Raw genomic sequence first — 16,954 nt, 5'->3', positions numbered from 1 at the left:
GCGACTGCCTCCGGCGGGGATATTTCTGACCCAAAGAAGCAGGGCGCGGCGCCCCATTCTTTGGGTTTCAAATATCCCCGCGCGGAGCGCAAATCGCGCGAAGCGCATATGGAATGCGCCGAAGGCGCGCTATTGGATCAGCTGTCCATCGCGCGCAGCCGCTTGAACAGGGAGGAGGTGTCCCAGCGCCCGCCGCCCATTTTCTGTACGTCCTTGTAGAACTGGTCGACCAGAGCCGTGACCGGCAGCGACGCTCCCGTCTCGTCCGCCGCGTCGAGGCAGATCCCCAGATCCTTGCGCATCCAGTCGACCGCAAAACCGTGTTCGAAGTGGTCGTCCAGCATGGTTTGATACCGGTTCGACATTTGCCAAGAGCCGGCCGCCCCCTGGCTGATCACCTCGACGACGGCCGCGCCGTCGAGCCCGGCCTTTTCGGCGAAGTGTAACGCTTCGGACAATCCCTGCACCAGCCCTGCGATGGCGATCTGGTTGCTCATCTTGGTCAGCTGGCCCGCGCCGCTGTCCCCGAGCCGTTTGCAGATCTTGGCGTAGCTGTTGATCACCGGCGCCGCCTTTTCGAAGGCCGCCGCGTCGCCGCCGCACATGACGGACAATTGTCCGTTCTCGGCGCCGGCCTGTCCGCCCGACACCGGCCCGTCGACAAAGCTGACCCCGAGGCCCGCCGCCACGTCGTAGAGTTCCCGCGTGACTTTTGCCGAGACGGTGGTGTGATCCACGAAGATCGTGCCTTTGCGCATCCCGCCAAAGGCCCCGTCGTCACCGAGGCAGACCCCGCGCAGGTCATCGTCGTTGCCGACGCAGGACATCACGAAATCGGCCCCCGTCGCCGCTTCGCGCGGCGTCTTGGCGGTCTGTCCCTTGTGTTCCTTCGCCCAGGCCTCGGCCTTGGATGCCGTCCGGTTGTAGACCGTCACATCGTGCCCGGCCGCCGCCAGATGCCCCGCCATCGGGTAGCCCATGACCCCCAGACCCAAAAATGCTACCTTTGCCATCGCCTTGCCCCCTCGCGCTTTGACCCAAAAACGGTTAGCGATACCTAACTGACCTGACCGGGCCGTCAACTGCGGACCCGTCTCTTGGGGGAAAGATGGCCCGACTATTTCGGTTTTTGCTTCGCATCGCAACGGGATTGATCCTGCTCGGATTGGCCGTGTTCGCCCTGACCTACTATTTCGCCGCCCGCTCTCTGCCCGACTACACCGACACCCGGTCGGTCGCCGGCCTGACCGCACCGATCGAAATCGTCCGTGATACCTCCAACGTTCCCCATGTCTTTGGCCGGACCGATGCCGACGTCTATTTCGGCCTCGGTTATGCCCATGCCCAGGACCGCATGTGGCAGATGACCATGCTCCGCCGCACCGTTCAGGGCCGTCTGTCCGAGCTCTTTGGCGAGCGCACCTTGCCGGTCGATACCCTGATGCGCCGCCTCGATCTCAACGGTCTTGCCCGCCAGTCCGTCTCTGCACAGGACGCCCAGACCACGGAGGCTCTCGAAGCCTATGCCGCGGGCGTCAACGCTTGGCTGTCCGTCATCAACGAAGGCGCCCGCGGCCGTGGCGCCCCGGAGATGTGGCTGTTCAACCACCCCATCGCCCCGTGGCAGCCCGCCGACAGCATCGCCATTCTCAAGCTGATGGCCCTGCAGCTTTCCTCTCATATCGAAGACGAAGTGCTCCGCGCCCGCGTCTCCATCGCTCTCCCGCAGGAGCGCGTCAGGGACATCCTGCCGGACATCCCCGGCTCTGGGATTGCCGCCCTGCCCGACTATGCCGCGCTGGTTCCCGGTGCCGCGCAGCTCACCGATCACGCCAGCCTTGGCCGTGCCGAGCTTGGCTTCATGTCGCCGATCTCCCCGCGCACCCTGGCCGGGGCCTCGAACGCCTTTGCCGCCGGTCCGGAGCGCTCGGCCGCCGGCTCGACATTGCTGGCCAATGATCCCCATCTGGGCCTGTCCGCCCCGTCGACCTTCTACCTTGCCCGCATGGAGCTTGCCTCCGGCGGTGTCATCGGCGGCACCATTCCCGGCGTTCCCGTCATCCTGACCGGCCGTAGCACCGTTCTTGGCTGGGGCGTGACCGCCAGCTACATGGACGACCAGGACATCTTTCTAGAAGAGGTGAACCCTGCCAATGCCAACGAGTATCGCGGCCTCGACGGTCAGTGGCTGCCGTTCGAGACCCGCGACAGCATCATCAACATCAAGGATCAGCCCGGCGTCACGGTTCGCCTGAACTGGACCGAGAACGGTCCGGTCCTGACCCCCGACATGTTCGATCTGGAGGCCATCCGCCCGCCCGGCCATGTCACCGCCCTTGGCTGGACCGCCCTGACCGCGGAGGACACGTCGATGTCGTCCGCCATCGCGATCATGCAGTCCCAGAGCATCGACGAAGCCCTCATCGCCGCCGAGCGTTTCGTCGCCCCGAGCCTGAACCTGACCATCGCCGACCGCAACCGCGTGGCAATGGTCATGCTGGGCGCGATGCCTCGCCGCGATGCCGCTCACGACAGTCAGGGCCGTTATCCCAGCCTCGGCTATCAGCCGCAGAACCGCTGGCTCGGCACATTGCCCTTCTCGGCCAATCCCAGTTTCGTCGATCCGCAGGGCGGCGTTCTGGGCAATACCAACAACAAGATCATCGACCGCCCGTTCCCGATGCATGTCTCATTTGACTGGGGCGACAGTCAGCGCATCGAGCGCTGGCGCTTTTTGATGCAGAGCCGCGAGGTACATACCCGCGAGAGCTTTATCGAGGCCCAGCTCGACACCGTCAGCTATACCGCCCGCTCGTTGCTGCCGCTGATCGGGGCGGATCTGTGGTTCACAGGCGATGCCGCCCCCGAGGGCACGCCCGAACGTCAGCGTCAGCGCGCGTTGTCGCTGCTGGCCGCGTGGAACGGCGAGATGAACGAGCATCTGCCCGAGCCGTTGATCTATGCCGCGTGGCTTCGTGCCTTGCAGGATCGCCTGATCCGCGACGAATTGGGCCTATTGGCCCGCGAGTTCACCCATGTGGAGCCGTTATTCATCGAGCGCGTCTACCGCGATGTCGGCGGCGCGTCGGTGTGGTGCGATGTGATCCAGTCGGCCCCGACCGAGACCTGCACCGACATGGCCCGACTGGCGCTGGACGATGCCTTGGTCTGGGTGGCCGAGACTTACGGCCCAGCCTTGGAAAGCCTGCGCTGGGGCGATGCCCACGAGGCGGTCCACGACCATCAGGTGCTGGGCGACGTGCCGGTGATCAAGTGGTTCGTGAACATCCATCAATCGACCAGCGGTGGCGACAACACCTTGCAGCGCGGCCGCACCTCGGGCCAGGATCCGACGCCGTTTCGCAACGTCCATGCCGCTGCCTATCGCGGCGTTTATGATTTCGCCGATCCCGACAGCTCGGTCTTTGTGATCCCGACCGGCCAGTCCGGCCATCCGCTGAGCCGTCACTATGACGATCTGGGCGAGTTGTGGCGCCGAGGCGAGTATGTGCCGATGTCGCTCGATCCGGCTCTGGCCCGTGCCGGAGCGGTGGGTGTGACGCGCCTCGCCCCCGCGACGGCGCAGTAGCTTCTAGGTCTTGGTCAAAGCGCGGGCGATGGCGAGACCGCCGGCCGCGCTGGTCCCCGTGAGCGCCATGCCCCAGATCAGATCGGTGGTCAGCATCTTCCATGTCCAGCCCTTGAGCGTCGCAAGGTTGGAGAATTCGTAGGTTCCGTAAGCGATGCCGCCGAACCCGGCCCCCAGCAGGAATACCGTCAGAAGCCCGGTCTCGCCCCGCAGCGCGGGCACTGAGACGAACGACAGCAACCCGACCACGTAGAACAGATAGAACACCAGTGCAGGCCCGTAACGCGGGTTGTCGAGCAACATGTCCCCGATGTCCTGATCGAAGACCGGTTTGACGATGAACCGCAGCCCGAGGACATCGAGCCCGAGGAACAATGCGACGGTGGCGACATAGAGGATGATGAGGGTCATGGCGGGCCTTTGAGGTCTGGAACGGGGGTCTGGATGCTTCGATTTGTCATCACATAAGTCGATCTGTCGCCGCGACCAGAGAGGCCCTGTTAACCCGGCCCTATCAGACTGCGGCGCATGACACGCCATGCCAAGTTGATCTCGGCCCTCATCGCGCTGATGGCCCTGCGCAAGCCGCGCGATTACCTGACCAAGCCGTTGGGCTTTTGTGCCGTGGCCTCGATCAATGCCCATATCGCGGAATATCTGATCTTCGGCGGTTGGATCATGGGCCCGGTGGAGCGCATCGGTATCACCACGATGGCCGCCGCCCCGTTCATGGCGCTGGTGTTTTACGTCGTGACCTATCTCGACCGACTGCAGCTCAGCCTTGGCGAACAGGCGGCGACCGATCCGCTGACCGGTCTGCCCAATCGCCGCGCCTTTATGAAACGCACGCAGGCCCGCCTCGATATTCTCGACGAAGCGCCGCGCGGGGTGATCCTGCTGATCGACGCGGACCATTTCAAACGGGTCAATGACAATTGGGGCCATCAGGTCGGCGACGAGTGCCTGATGGCGATGGCCGAGCGTATGCGCACGGTCTTGCGCACCGGCGACATGCTGGCCCGGATCGGCGGCGAGGAGTTCGCCGCCTATCTGCCGTCGACGACGTTGGAGGAGGCGGTGCGGATCGGCAGCCCGCTTTGCACACCGATCACGGTGATCCCGACGGAGCCACCGGGCCGATTGCGCCTGACCCTCTCGGTCGGCGCTTCGGAGGTGCGGCCGGAGATGACCTTGTCCGAGGCGATGCATCTGGCCGATCTGGCGCTCTACCGCGCCAAGGACGAGGGCCGCGCCAGATTGGTGCCGTGGGATGGCCGGGTCCGCCCCGGCGAAGGCCGCGCCGCCTAGAGCTTGGCGAAGCGCGCCTTTTGCGCGGCGGTCCAGTTGACGTGCAAGATGGTGCCGTCGTCGCCCTGCTCTTCGCCTTCGACCACGCCTTCGGAAAAGAGCCAGGCCCGTTCCCGCCCTTGAGCGTAGCTGAGCGTCAGATCGGCGGTTTCCCGCACTGGCCGCAGCGTTTCGGCCACGGCATCGAGCAGCTTGTCCAGCCCTTCGCCGGTGAGCGCGGAGCAAGCGAAGAGGTTCTCCGTCCGCTCGGCCTGCACGGCGAGTGCGGCCCGGTCTTCTTCCGGCACCAGATCGACCTTGTTCCAGACCTCGATCATCGGCGCCTCGTCCGCGACGCCGAGGCTGTTGAGAATCGCCATCACGTCTTGTGCCTGTTCGGCCGATTGCGGGTGGCTGATGTCCCGCACGTGCAGGATCAGATCGGCGTCGAGCACCTCTTCGAGCGTGGCCCGGAAGGCGGCCACCAGTTCGGTGGGCAGATCGGAGATGAACCCCACGGTGTCGGACATGATGATCTCGTCGCCCGAGGGCAGCGTGACCCGCCGCATCGTCGGGTCGAGCGTGGCAAAGAGCATGTCCTTGACCATCACGTCCGCCCCGGTGAGCCGGTTGAACAGCGTCGATTTCCCGGCGTTGGTATAGCCCACGAGCGCCACGATGGGGAACGGCACCTTGGCCCGCGCCTTGCGGTGCAGGGCCCGCGTCTTGGAGACCTTCTCAAGCTGTCGCCGCAGCCGCACCAGTTGGTCGTCGATGGCCCGGCGGTCGGATTCGATCTGGGTTTCCCCCGGACCGCCGACAAAGCCAAGCCCGCCGCGCTGCCGTTCGAGGTGCGTCCATGCCCGCACCAGCCGCGTCCGCTGATAGCTGAGTGCGGCCATCTCGACCTGCAGCACACCCTCGCGGGTGCGCGCCCGGTCGGAGAAAATTTCGAGGATCAGGCCGGTCCGGTCGAGCAGTTTGACCCCCCATGCCTTTTCGAGATTGCGTTGCTGCACGGGCCCGACATGCCCGTCGACAAGGACCAGCTCGACCTCGGCCTCCTTGAGTCGCTTCTTGAGCTCGTCGATCTTGCCGCTGCCGAACAGCTGGCCGGGATGGATCTTGGGGATGCGGACGATTTCCTGCCCCACGACCTCGAGCCCCGGCAGAGCGGCGGCGAGGGCCACGGCCTCGGCCAAGGCAGGCTCGGAAAGCCGTTGCCCCTTGGCGTTCTTGACTTCGGGATGCAGCACCCACGCAGGGGTAATGTGCTCGGACCGGTCAATGAAGGACGGTTCGCGGCGCGCGCGCAGAATCTCTTCTGCTGCGTCGTCTTCATGTTCGTCGGGGGCGCCGATGTCGTCGTCGCCTGCCCCGGTATCTGATGTCATAGTGACCTATTCTTCGCCGTCATAGAGATTGATCGGCTGCGCGGGCATGATTGTGGAAATTGCGCTCTTATACACGAGTTGCGATTGACCATCACGACGCAGAAGCACGCAGAAGCTGTCGAACCAGGTGATCACGCCTTGCAGCTTGACGCCATTGATCAGGAAGATCGTGACCGGCACCTTGGTCTTACGCACGTGGTTCAGAAATGCATCCTGAAGGTTCTGCTTGTCGGCAGCCATTTCCCTCATCCTTTTGTTCTTGCGACCGCGGACCGGCCATCCCTCGTTTCGACGGAGTATGTCGTGCGTGGGGCGGACATTCCAGCCCAAATCGGCACCCTGACTAGCTGCGCCAGAAATCGGGATTGAAAAGCGCCAGGATGGCCAGTGTTTCGAGGCGCCCCAGCACCATAGCGAAGGCGAGGATCATCTTGGCCGTGTCGGGGATGCCGGAATACGAGATCGGCGTTTCGGCGGCGACAACGGCCAGCGGCCCGGTGGTCGAGAGCGCCGAGACGGCCAGCACCATCGAGGTTTCGAACTGCACCCCTGTCATTGTCAGCAACAGCATGATGCCCGCGACGCTGAGCGCGAAGAGCATGAAGAAGATCCATGAAATATAGGCCCCCTGCCGCCGGATCCGCCGTGCTTCGCCGCCGGACCCGCCGACCGAATTTGGATAAACCAGACGCCCAAGCTCCCGCTCGCCATGTTTGAAGAGCGCATAAACCCGCAGCAGCTTGACCCCGCCCGCGGTGGTGGCCACGCCGCCGCCCACGAGCGCCAGCCCGACAAGGATCAACCCCGGCGTCTCCAGCCCCGACCAATCTTGTGCGCCCATCCAGTCAGCGGATTCGAATCCTGTCGTCGTCAGAAAGGACAGCACCGTGAACAGTGCCCCCCATGCCGCGTGAAAGACCATTTCGATCGGCATGTCGCCGGATGTCTCTGCCGCCGCCACGAAGTGCCGCAACATCAAGAGCGTCGGCACGATGAGCACCAGCGCCGCGGCCATCTGAAACTCCGGATCGCGCCAGAGTTTGCGGCTGTCGTCGGCAAAAAGCCCGCTGGAGAAGGTCAGCCGGGAAATCCCGAAGACGAAGAAGACGAAAATCAGGATTTCGCCGGAGAATCCGGTGCGGCTGTATTCCACCCCTCCGATGGGCGAAATACCGGAGGTGGCGATCACCGACATCGCGTGGCAGATCGCCACGAAGGGCCGTTCGCCCGCCACCAGAAGCCCGAGCCAGAGCATCGCCGTCAGCCCGACATAGATCGGCACCAACTGCCGCCCGTATCGGCTGAGCCGCTCGGACAGGTCGAGCTTCTTGCCGAACTGGCTGTGCCGCAGCCCGTCGCCCGGATCGAGAATCGCCGAGCGCACTTCAAAGCCCCCGATCTTCATCGGGGCGAGGATCGCCACCGCCATGATCCAGACCAGCAACCCGCCAAGCCAGCCGACGGTCGCCCGCCACAAGTGAAGCGAGGAATTCAGCCGCCCGAAGTTGTCATAGACCGTCGCCCCTGTGGTGGTGAAGCTCGACACCATTTCGAACCATGCGTTGAGGAAACTGGTGTTCCAGACCGCCTCGTAGAGCGGCATCGCAAAGATCGCGGGCATCACCGTGAAGGCCGCAACCAGCGTCAGGAGCTGTGACCGCGCCGGATTGGCCGGTTTGCGCCCCTGGGTGGCCAGCGCGATCAGCCCGGAGACGACCAGCCCGATGATCGCGCCATAGAGAAAGATCCGTCCCGTCGCGAAATCCGACCGGCTCCAGGCATGAATGGCCGGCACCAACATCGCCGCAGAGCCCACGGCCATGATCGTCACAAAGAAAGGTGTTCCCACCTTTCGTTCCGATACCTGTCTGGCCATGCTCATCGCTTTGCGCCCTCGCCTTTAGAAAAAGTCGATCGAGACCTGTAGCAGTCGTTCGACCTCGGGCACATCGGCGGTGAGCGCGAACAGGGCGATCACGTCGCCCTCGTCGATTCGGGTGGTGCCGGTGGGTTTGACCAGCTTGCCGTTCTTGACCACGCCCCCGACGAGCACGCCCTCGGGGAAGTTGATGTCCGAGATCTTTTGCCCGGCAATGGGCGAGGTGCCCAGCACCTGCGCCTCGATCACCTCGGCCTCGGCGTCGCCAAGGCTGTAGACCCCGCGCACCCGCCCATGCCGGATGTGCCGCAGGATCGACGACACGGTCGTCGCCCTTGGGTTGATATAGGCGTCGATATGCAGCGGCGCCATCAGCGGCACCAGTGTCGGATCGTTGGTCAGGCAGATCGCCATCTTGCAGCCCAACTCCTTGGCCCGCACGGCGGCCAGCAGGTTCGTCTTGTCGTCATCGGTGACGACCAGCACCGCGTCGGCGTTGGCGATGCCGGCCTCTTCGAGGATGCCCGCATCCAGCCCGTCGCCATTGAGCACGATCGTCCTGTCGAGCGCATCCGCCGCCCGTTCGGCACAGGTCCGGTTCCGCTCGATCACCTTGACCCGGACCCGTTCGGTCCGTTGTTCCAGCGCCCGCGCCACGGCCAGACCGACGTTGCCGCCGCCGATGATCACGACCCGCTCCTGCTTGGCGTTCTTCTTGCCGAAGATCTCCAGCGTCCGCGCCATGTCCTGCGTGTCGCAGAACACGTAGCAGTCATCGCCTTCGTAGATCTGATCCCCGGCCGCAGGTGCGAACAGCCGTCCATCGCGCCGGATGCCAACCACGATGGCCCGGAGTGTCGAGAACAGGTCAGTCAGCTGCCGCAGCGGGGTGTTGATCACCGGGCAGTCGGCCTCGATGTTGATCCCCAGCAGCTGCGCCTTGCCGTCGAAAAAGCTCTCGGTCTCGAAGGTGGCAGGGGCCGCGAGCCGCTGCAGCGCCGCCTCGGCGACCTCGCGTTCGGGCGAGATCACCACGTCGATGGGCAGATGGTCGCGCCGGTAGAGATCGGCATAGATCGCGTCGAGATAGCTCTGCGACCGCAGCCGCGCGATCTTGCGCCGGATCCCGAAGACCGAGTGCGCCACCTGACAGGTGACCATGTTCACCTCGTCGGAATGCGTCGCGGCGATGATCATGTCGGCGTCCCGCGCCCCGGCCCGGTCGAGCACGTCGGGGTAGCTCGCAAAGCCCGAGATCCCCTGCACGTCGAGCGTGTCGGCGGCCCGCCGCACGAGTTCGGGATTGTTGTCGACGACCGTCACGTCGTTGCGTTCGCCGGACAGGTGGCGGGCAATCTGCCAGCCCACTTGCCCTGCCCCACAGATGATGACCTTCATGGATGCTCCCTATGCGGGCTGCTTGCGTCTGATTGTCCGGGCATGCCAGAGCGGCGCGCCACGGTCAATCAATCACGCATCCACACCTTCCCCCTGACCATTGTCAATATGGGCCACGCGCCCGCCCGCCTTGGAGGACGTGACCACGCCGAGCGATTTCAGTTTGCGGTGCAGAGCCGACCGCTCCATGCCGACGAAGCTGGCCGTGCGGCTGATATTGCCGCCGAAGCGGTTGATCTGGGTCAGAAGGTATTCGCGTTCGAACAACTCGCGCGCCTCGCGCAGCGGCAGCGTCGCCAGACCGCCCGAGAGCACGACGCGGCCTTCCTCGGCCCCGGTCTCTTCGAGCGTCGGGAGCTCTTTTGCGGTGATCGGACCGGTGGATTCTCCAAGGATCAGAACACGTTCCACGACGTTCTTCAACTGCCGCACGTTGCCCGGCCAGACCATCGTCTGAAGCAGCGCCTTGGCATCGTCGGCCAGCTTGCGCAGAGGCAGCCCCTGGGTCTTGTTCAGCATTTCGATGAAGTGTTCGGCCAGCAGAGGGATGTCCTCGCGCCGCTCTTCGAGGCTGGGCACAGGGATCGGCACCACGTTGAGCCGGTGAAACAGCTCCTGTCGCAGCTGACCATCCTGGATCGCCTGTTGCAAATCCTTGTTCGACGAGGAGATCACCCGCAGATCGACCTGCACTTTTTCGCTGCCGCCGACCCGCTGAAAGCTCTGATCGACAAGCACCCGCAAGATTTTGGACTGGGTGCCGAGCGGCATCTCCGCGACCTCGTCGAAGTAGATGACCCCGCCGTTGGCCTGCTCCAGAAGCCCCGGCTCGATGCCCTTCTCGGGGCTTTCCTGCCCGAAGAGCACCTCCTCCATTCGGTCGGGCTCGATCGACGCGGACGAGACCGTCACGAAAGGTGCCGTGGCCCGATTGGAATTGGCGTGGATATAGCGGGCGGAGATTTCCTTGCCCGATCCCGGCTGCCCGGTGAGCATAACGCGGCCGTTGGATTTCGTGACCTTGTCCAGCTGGCTGCGCAGCGCCCGGAAGATCGCGCTGTCACCGAGCATCTCGGAGGGTGGCGCGTCGCCGCGCTTGAGCTCGATATTCTCGCGCCGCAGACGCGACGTCTCCATCGCGCGCCGAATAACCACCATCAACTGATCGATATTAAACGGCTTTTCGATGAAATCGTAGGCGCCCTGCTTGATCGCAGCCACCGCGATTTCGATATTGCCGTGACCCGAGATGATCACGATGGGAATATCGGGGTGATCGCGTTTCACCGCCTTGAGAATGTCGATCCCGTCCATCCGACTGTCCTTGAGCCAGATGTCGAGGATCATCAGGGCCGGCGGCTCCTTCTCGATCTCTTCCATGCATTCGTCGGACGTGCCTGCGACCCGTGTGCTGTAGCCTTCATCCTTGAGAATGTCCGAGATCAATTCGCGGATGTCACGTTCGTCGTCTGTGATCAGGATATCGCTCATTTTCAACCTCTTACTGTCTGTATTGCTCTTATTCTGCGGCCCGCGCGCCGGCACCGAGCCCTGACGCGACGACCAGTATCGGCAGCGTGACGACGGCCATTGCCCCGGCGTGGGACTGGCCTTCGAACACTGCTGCGTCTTGCAGCGACAGGGTGCCGCCGTGTTCCTCGATGATCTTCTTCACGATCGGCAGGCCAAGGCCGGTGCCTTTGTCCCGCGTCGTGACATAGGGCTCGAACAGCCGGGCCCTGTCTTCCGGCAGGCCGATGCCGTTGTCTTCGATGGTGATCTGCACGGTATCCTCATGATTGACCATGCGCACCCGCACCTGTGGGACGAAGCCCTCCGGCGCGCCTTTTTCAATAAAGGCGTCAATGGCTTCGCCCGCGTTCTTGATGAGATTGGTCAACGCCTGACTGATCATCGTCTCGTCCACGTCGACGGCAATCTCCGGGGCCAGATCGGCGGTGAAGGTCACACCGGGCTGCCCGCTTTCCTGCAACAGCACCGCGTCCTGCACCAAGCCGGTCAGGTCGATCTGACGACGCTGTGGTTCCGGCATCCGGGCGAATTTGGAAAACTCGTCAACAATGCGCCGCAAGTCGTTGGTTTGACGGACGATCACGTCGGTCAGCGCGTCGAGGCTTTCGGCCTGATCCCCGGCGGCGGCGCGGAACTTGCGCTTGATCCGTTCGGCGGACAGTTGGATCGGCGTGAGCGGGTTCTTGATCTCGTGCGCGATGCGCCGCGCCACGTCGCCCCAGGCCGCCATGCGCTGTGCCGAGACCAGATCGGTGACGTCGTCGAACGCCACGACGTAGCCTTCGAGCGCCCCGTTTTCGGCCCGTCTGGGCGCCATCCGCACCAGCAGCGATTCCTGCTGGCCGGACCGGATGATGTTGACCTGCTCTTGCAGCACATCACGACCTTCGGTGCGCAAGCTGTTGAACATCGGTTCAAATTCCGGAATTGCCACGCCAAGCGCGGTGTCGGCCTGCCCGCCGCCCATGTCCAGCAGCCGCTGAGCGGAGCGGTTGGCAAAGGCGATCCGCCCGTCTTCGTGCAGCCCGACCACGCCCGACGTGACCGAGGACAGCACGCTATCAAACAAGCGCCGCCGCCGCTCGATCTGTTGGGTGTTGTCGATCAACGTATCCCGCTGCGCTTTAAGTTGGGTCGTCATCTGGTTGAAATACTTGCCCAATTGCGAGATTTCATCATCGCCGTCGTCTTCGATCACCTGCACATCCAGATCGCCGGAGCCGACCCGTTGCGATGCGCTGACCAGCCGCCCGATCGGACGCGCGAGCCCTTCCGCGAACCAGAGCCCGAGCCAGATCGCGGCGAGGATCAGAATGACGGCAAACCCGAGATACAGAAGCGCGAATTCAAACAGCAATCGTCCACGCTCGTTTTCGAGCTGGAGATAGAGCTCCACCGTGGCCTGCGTATCATCGAGCAGCGCGAGGATGCCGCCGTCGACCTCGCGCGTGACGTAGAGATACCTGTCCACGAAGGCGCTGAGCGGAATCAGCGCCCGGAATTCGTTGTTGGCATAGTCCTCGATGATCTGGATGCCGTTTTCCAACGCGACATCGAAATCGGCGGCGTCCGGGGCTTCGTAGTCGAAATCGAAGGAGCCGGGCCCGCGTGCCCGGATATCGCCGACGCTGTCGAGCACGAAGACTTCGGTGAGCCCCCGTTCGATCTGCGTCTGCATCCGCCCGAGCGCCTGCCGCACTTCGCCGTCGGACATGAAGAAGGTGCTGCGCCGCTCGTCGTTGATTGCCAGCGCCAGTGCGGTGCCGTCCCGTGTGAGGTCTTGCCGGTGCTCTTCCTCATAGGCCTGGGCGGCGCTGAGCGAGGAGCCGAGGACGTTGCGCACCCGGTCCGAAAACCAGCCCTCGAGACCCACATTGATGGTGAGCACGGAGAACACGGCGACCACCACTGTGGGGATCAGCGCCAGCAGCAGGAAGACCCCTGTCAGCCGTAGGTGAAGCTGTGAGCCGGCCGATTTCGCCCGCCGGGCGGCCACCATCCGCGCGATCCGCTGCGCCACGAGCCCGGCCACGACCATCACGTAGACGAAGTCGGCCAGCAGGATCAGCCGCAACGACGGCTCCGACCCGCCCTGATTGAGCGGCCCGAGCACGGTATAGGTCAGCCCCACGAGCACCGGCCCGAGGATCACGAGACCCAGCGTGGCGGCATTCTGGATGCGCCGCTGACGACGCCAGCGACTGAAACGTGTGAAGGCTTTGCCGGTCAGGGACCGTTGCACTATCGAGACCGCCTTGTTGATGCGGGCGCCCCCAAAGGCCCCCTACCGCCGTTTGCCATGATCCTGCCTCGGTGCCTGACACTGAGGGGCCACGGTTCTGTTGCGGTTTTACATCAATTTGCGCCTGCGTGTCACGCGGATATCAAGATCGGTGATCTTTTTTCGCAAGGTATTGCGGTTGATTCCCAGCAAATCGGCACATTTAGCTTGATTGCCGCCGGTCGCGTCGAGCGCGATTTCGATGAGCGGAGTCTCCACTTCGCGCAGAATCCGCTGGTAGAGCCCCGGTGGCGGCAGCACCCCACCGTGCAGATCGAAGTAGCGCCGCAGGTGTTTCGCCACCGACGTGTTGAGCTTCTCCCCCTCGGCACCGCCGCGCAGCGGTTCCATCGCCGGCTGGTTGCCCAGAACCGCCTCGATCTCGGGGCGCAGGATCTCTTCCTCGGTCGCGGTGACCACGAGCCGCCGGATCGCGTTTTCGAGCTGCCGGACGTTGCCCGGCCAGCTATATGTCCGCACCAGATCGAGCGCCGAGGGCGCCAGCCGCCGCGCCGGCAGCCCGTCCCGTTCGGCCCGCGCGAGGAAATGCTCGGCCAGCAGCGGGATGTCATCGACCCGTTCGCGTAGGGCCGGCACGTTGATGCTGACCCCGGAGAGCCGGTAGAACAGGTCCTCGCGGAACAGTCCGGCCTCCATCCGGCTCATCAGATCGGTCTGACTGCTGGACATGATCCGCGGCGCGTTGTCCCCCAGAGCGTCGAGCATCCGCACGATCCGGGCCTGTGCGTCTTCGTCGAGATCCCCGACTTCGTCGAACAGGATCGAGCCGCCCCGCGCCCGCGTGATCACCATCGACGGCCCGTCCGCCCCTTGCAGATCGGAGGCGGAGACGGTCACGAACGGCAGGCTGCGCCGGTCGGAGAAGTCGTGGATCGCCTTTGCGATCAGCGATTTGCCGGTGCCGCTTTCGCCGGTGATCAGCACGGGAAGTGCCGTGTTCATCACCCGCGCCACGAGCCGGTAGAGCGCCTGCATCGCCGGCGTGCGCCCCACGAGGGGCAGATCGCCGGAGGCGTCGGGTGCGGCGGATTCCTCGCCCTTGGCCGACGGCACCCGCCGCTTGACCTCCAGCGCGCGGGCCGCCCGCTTCATCAGATCCGGCAGGTCGAATGGCTTTGGCAGATAGTCGTAGGCTTCGGCCTCGGCGGCCTGGATCGCGGTCATGATCGTGTTTTGCGCCGAAATCACGATCACCGGCAGGCCGGGGCGGGCGAGGCTGATCTTGGGCAATTGATCCAGCCCGTTGCCATCGGGCATGATCACGTCCGAGATCACCAGATCGCCTTTGCCTTCGTCGACCCATCGCATCAGGGTGACCAGCGACGAGGTCGCGTGCACTTTGCAGCCGGCCCGGGTGAGCGCCTGGGTCAGGACGGTCCGAATGGTCCGATCATCGTCCGCGACTAGAACAGTTCCGTCCATTATGTTTCTCCGTCAGTCTGTGGTTGTTCGTTGATGTCTTCCTTGGGCTCTGTCGGCAGCGAGATCCGGAAGCAGGTCCGCCCCGGTTCGCTTTCGACAGAGATCCAGCCGCCGCCCTGCCCGATCAGCTTGGAGACCAGCGCCAGCCCCAGCCCGGTGCCGTTCTCACGCCCCGAGACGAAGGGTTCGAAGATTTCGTCGGCGATTTCGGCCGGAAGCCCCGGCCCGTCGTCGATGACCTCGATCTGGAGCGGCAGACGATCCTGCGAGCCGTCCGCCCGCCGCACCCGCAGCGAGGGTTCGTAGAAGGTCCGCAGCCGGATTACGCCGCCCGGCCCGGAGGCCTGAGAGGCGTTCTTGAGCAGATTGAGCAGCACTTGCAGCAGCTGGTCGCTGTCGGCATGGGTTCGCGGCAGCGAGGGGTCGTATTCCTCGATGAACATCATATGCGCCCCGAAGCCCACCGAAGCAGACTGTCGCGCCCTGTCGAGCACGTCGTGGATGTTGACCGGCTTGAGATCCGGCGGCCTGAGATTGCCGAATTGTTCGACCTGTTCGAGCAGGGTCACGATCCGCCGCGATTCCGCGACGATCAGGTCGGTCAGTTCCAGATCCTCGCCGTCGAGCCCCATCGACAGAAGCTGTGCCGCCCCGGTGATCCCGGCGAGCGGGTTCTTGATCTCGTGCGCCAGCATTTCGGCCATTCCGATCACCGATTTCGCGGCCTTGACCGAGGAGGCGTTCTGGGTGATCCGGCTGGCGATTTCGCGCGGGCTGATCATCATGATCATCGACCCTTCGGTCCCTTGGAACGGTGCGAACTGAATGTTGCACACCATCGGCGCCCGTTCCCGCGTGCCGACAGAGACGTCATTGACGAACAGCGAGGTGTTGTTCGCCCGCGACCGTTCGATCGGCTTGCTCAGATCCGCCTTGATGGTGACCTTGTCCCACAGCGACGCCCCGATCAGCGCCCGCCCTGAGAGGTTGAGGAAAAGCTCGCAAGCCGGATTGGTATCGGTGATGATGTCGTTCGGCCCCAGAAGCAGGGCGGGCACGGGCAGAGAGGCCCAGAGAGCGGTATCGCGGATCATGCGGCGGCCTGCGTCATTGCGCCGAGTGCGTCGGGCAAAGCGCCCAGCACATCTTGTGGCGAGGTTGCTGTGAGTATGGACCGCCGCATCGCGCCGGGCGTGTCGGCGACATCCATATACCACCCGAGGTGCTTGCGGGCGACCCGCAGCCCGAGATCGGCGCCGTAAAAGCCCAGCATCCCTTCGTAATGCCCGGCCACCATATCGGCAAAGTCCTGCCCGGTGGGAATAATGGGCCGCGCGGTGCCGAACACCTCGGCGGCCACGGAGGCCAGTTGCCATGGCCGCCCCTGCGCCCCGCGTCCGATCATCACGCCGTCCGCCCCGGAGTGCTCCAGAGCGGTGCGGGCACTTGCCCCGTCCACGATGTCGCCATTGGCGATGACAGGGATGCTGACCGCGTCCTTGATCTCGCGGATCGCCCGCCAGTTAGCCCGCCCCTTGTAGAACTGTTGCCGGGTCCGTCCGTGGATCGTCACCAGTTGCACGCCAGCGTTCTCAGCCCGGCGCGCCACGTCGGCGGCGTTGAGGCAGTCGGTGTCCCATCCCAGCCGGGTTTTGAGCGTGACAGGCACGCTGACCGCGCCGACGACCGCTTCGATCAGCCGGAGCGCATGATCGGGGTCGCGCAATAGCGCCGAGCCGGAGTAGCCGTTGGTGACCTTTTTGGCCGGACAGCCCATGTTGATGTCGATGACGCGCGCGCCGTTGGCTTCGACCATCCGGGCCGCCTCGGCCATCCATTTGGCCTCGCGCCCGGCCAGCTGCACGGCGGTGTCGGAACCGTCAAAGCCCAATTCGGCCTTTTCCCGCACGCCCGGTTTGGCCTGCACCATTTCCTGACTGGCGACCATCTCGGAGACCACCCAACCAACGCCAAAGCGGCTGACCAATTGCCGGAACGGCAGATCGGTGATCCCCGCCAAAGGCGCGAGGGCCACCGGCGGAGTGAGACTCAGCCCGGTCAATCTGATCTCTGCCGTTGGTTGCATGTCCGAACGTTTGCCCAATCCTTGTGCGCTTGTTTGCTAAATAGCCCGCGCGGTCATGGGTTAC

13 protein-coding genes are annotated in these 16,954 nt (G+C 64.3%); 2 read left to right on the top strand and 11 right to left on the bottom strand.

Annotation, left to right across the window (positions count from 1 at the left end):
- Positions 1-137: 137 nt before the first annotated feature.
- Positions 138-1,013, bottom strand: a complete 876-nt coding sequence (locus tag LOM8899_RS07555; RefSeq protein ID WP_093991601.1) for an NAD(P)-dependent oxidoreductase — start codon at positions 1,011-1,013, stop codon at positions 138-140.
- A gap of 95 nt (positions 1,014-1,108) precedes the next feature.
- Between LOM8899_RS07555 and LOM8899_RS07550 the strand changes: the two genes are divergently transcribed.
- A complete protein-coding gene (locus tag LOM8899_RS07550; RefSeq protein ID WP_093991600.1) occupies positions 1,109-3,589 on the top strand; it encodes a penicillin acylase family protein in 2,481 nt (826 codons plus the stop codon).
- Positions 3,590-3,592: 3 nt separating this feature from the next.
- Here the strand turns inward: LOM8899_RS07550 and LOM8899_RS07545 are convergent, their stop codons facing one another.
- Positions 3,593-4,000 carry a DUF2177 family protein gene (locus LOM8899_RS07545; RefSeq protein ID WP_093991599.1) on the bottom strand — a complete coding sequence of 136 codons (408 nt, stop codon included), beginning with the start codon at positions 3,998-4,000 and terminating at the stop codon, positions 3,593-3,595.
- A gap of 117 nt (positions 4,001-4,117) precedes the next feature.
- On the opposite strand from LOM8899_RS07545, the gene LOM8899_RS07540 reads away from it, so the two are divergent.
- Entirely contained in the window at positions 4,118-4,897 is a 780-nt protein-coding gene (locus LOM8899_RS07540; protein WP_093991598.1) for a GGDEF domain-containing protein, read from the top strand.
- Here the strand turns inward: LOM8899_RS07540 and hflX are convergent.
- The 9 genes from hflX to dusB form a co-directional block, all read right to left on the bottom strand.
- A complete protein-coding gene (hflX, locus tag LOM8899_RS07535; RefSeq protein ID WP_370739317.1) occupies positions 4,894-6,237 on the bottom strand; it encodes a GTPase HflX in 1,344 nt (447 codons plus the stop codon). The genes LOM8899_RS07540 and hflX overlap by 4 nt on opposite strands.
- Before the next feature lie 39 nt (positions 6,238-6,276).
- Positions 6,277-6,510, bottom strand: coding sequence for an RNA chaperone Hfq (gene hfq / locus LOM8899_RS07530; RefSeq protein ID WP_093991596.1), 234 nt, complete (start codon positions 6,508-6,510; stop codon positions 6,277-6,279).
- Positions 6,511-6,613: 103 nt separating this feature from the next.
- Positions 6,614-8,146 (bottom strand): TrkH family potassium uptake protein, encoded by a 1,533-nt coding sequence (locus LOM8899_RS07525; RefSeq protein ID WP_245820472.1) that lies wholly within the window; start codon positions 8,144-8,146, stop codon positions 6,614-6,616.
- 24 nt (positions 8,147-8,170) lie between these two features.
- A complete protein-coding gene (trkA, locus tag LOM8899_RS07520) occupies positions 8,171-9,547 on the bottom strand; it encodes a Trk system potassium transporter TrkA (RefSeq protein WP_093991594.1) in 1,377 nt (458 codons plus the stop codon).
- A gap of 72 nt (positions 9,548-9,619) precedes the next feature.
- Positions 9,620-11,038: a nitrogen assimilation response regulator NtrX gene (gene ntrX / locus LOM8899_RS07515; RefSeq protein WP_093991593.1), complete on the bottom strand. Its 1,419-nt coding sequence runs from the start codon at positions 11,036-11,038 to the stop codon at positions 9,620-9,622.
- Positions 11,039-11,066: 28 nt separating this feature from the next.
- On the bottom strand, positions 11,067-13,322 hold the full coding sequence (locus tag LOM8899_RS07510; protein ID WP_093991592.1) for a sensor histidine kinase NtrY-like: 2,256 nt from the start codon (positions 13,320-13,322) through the stop codon (positions 11,067-11,069).
- A 108-nt stretch (positions 13,323-13,430) separates the two neighbouring features.
- The gene (locus LOM8899_RS07505; RefSeq protein WP_168770494.1) at positions 13,431-14,804 is read right to left on the bottom strand and encodes a response regulator; all 1,374 of its coding nucleotides are present in this window, start codon (positions 14,802-14,804) and stop codon (positions 13,431-13,433) included.
- Positions 14,804-15,898 (bottom strand): two-component system sensor histidine kinase NtrB, encoded by a 1,095-nt coding sequence (locus LOM8899_RS07500; protein WP_093991590.1) that lies wholly within the window; start codon positions 15,896-15,898, stop codon positions 14,804-14,806. The genes LOM8899_RS07505 and LOM8899_RS07500 overlap by 1 nt, the downstream gene beginning before the upstream one ends.
- Positions 15,895-16,890 carry a tRNA dihydrouridine synthase DusB gene (gene dusB / locus LOM8899_RS07495; protein ID WP_093991589.1) on the bottom strand — a complete coding sequence of 332 codons (996 nt, stop codon included), beginning with the start codon at positions 16,888-16,890 and terminating at the stop codon, positions 15,895-15,897. The genes LOM8899_RS07500 and dusB overlap by 4 nt, the downstream gene beginning before the upstream one ends.
- Positions 16,891-16,954: the final 64 nt, after the last annotated feature.

It is taken from the genome of Flavimaricola marinus, assembly GCF_900184895.1.
GTDB classification, from domain to species: Bacteria; Pseudomonadota; Alphaproteobacteria; order Rhodobacterales; family Rhodobacteraceae; genus Flavimaricola; species Flavimaricola marinus.
Note: the sequence above shows the minus strand (reverse complement) of the source record. Positions and strands in the feature narration are given on the sequence as shown.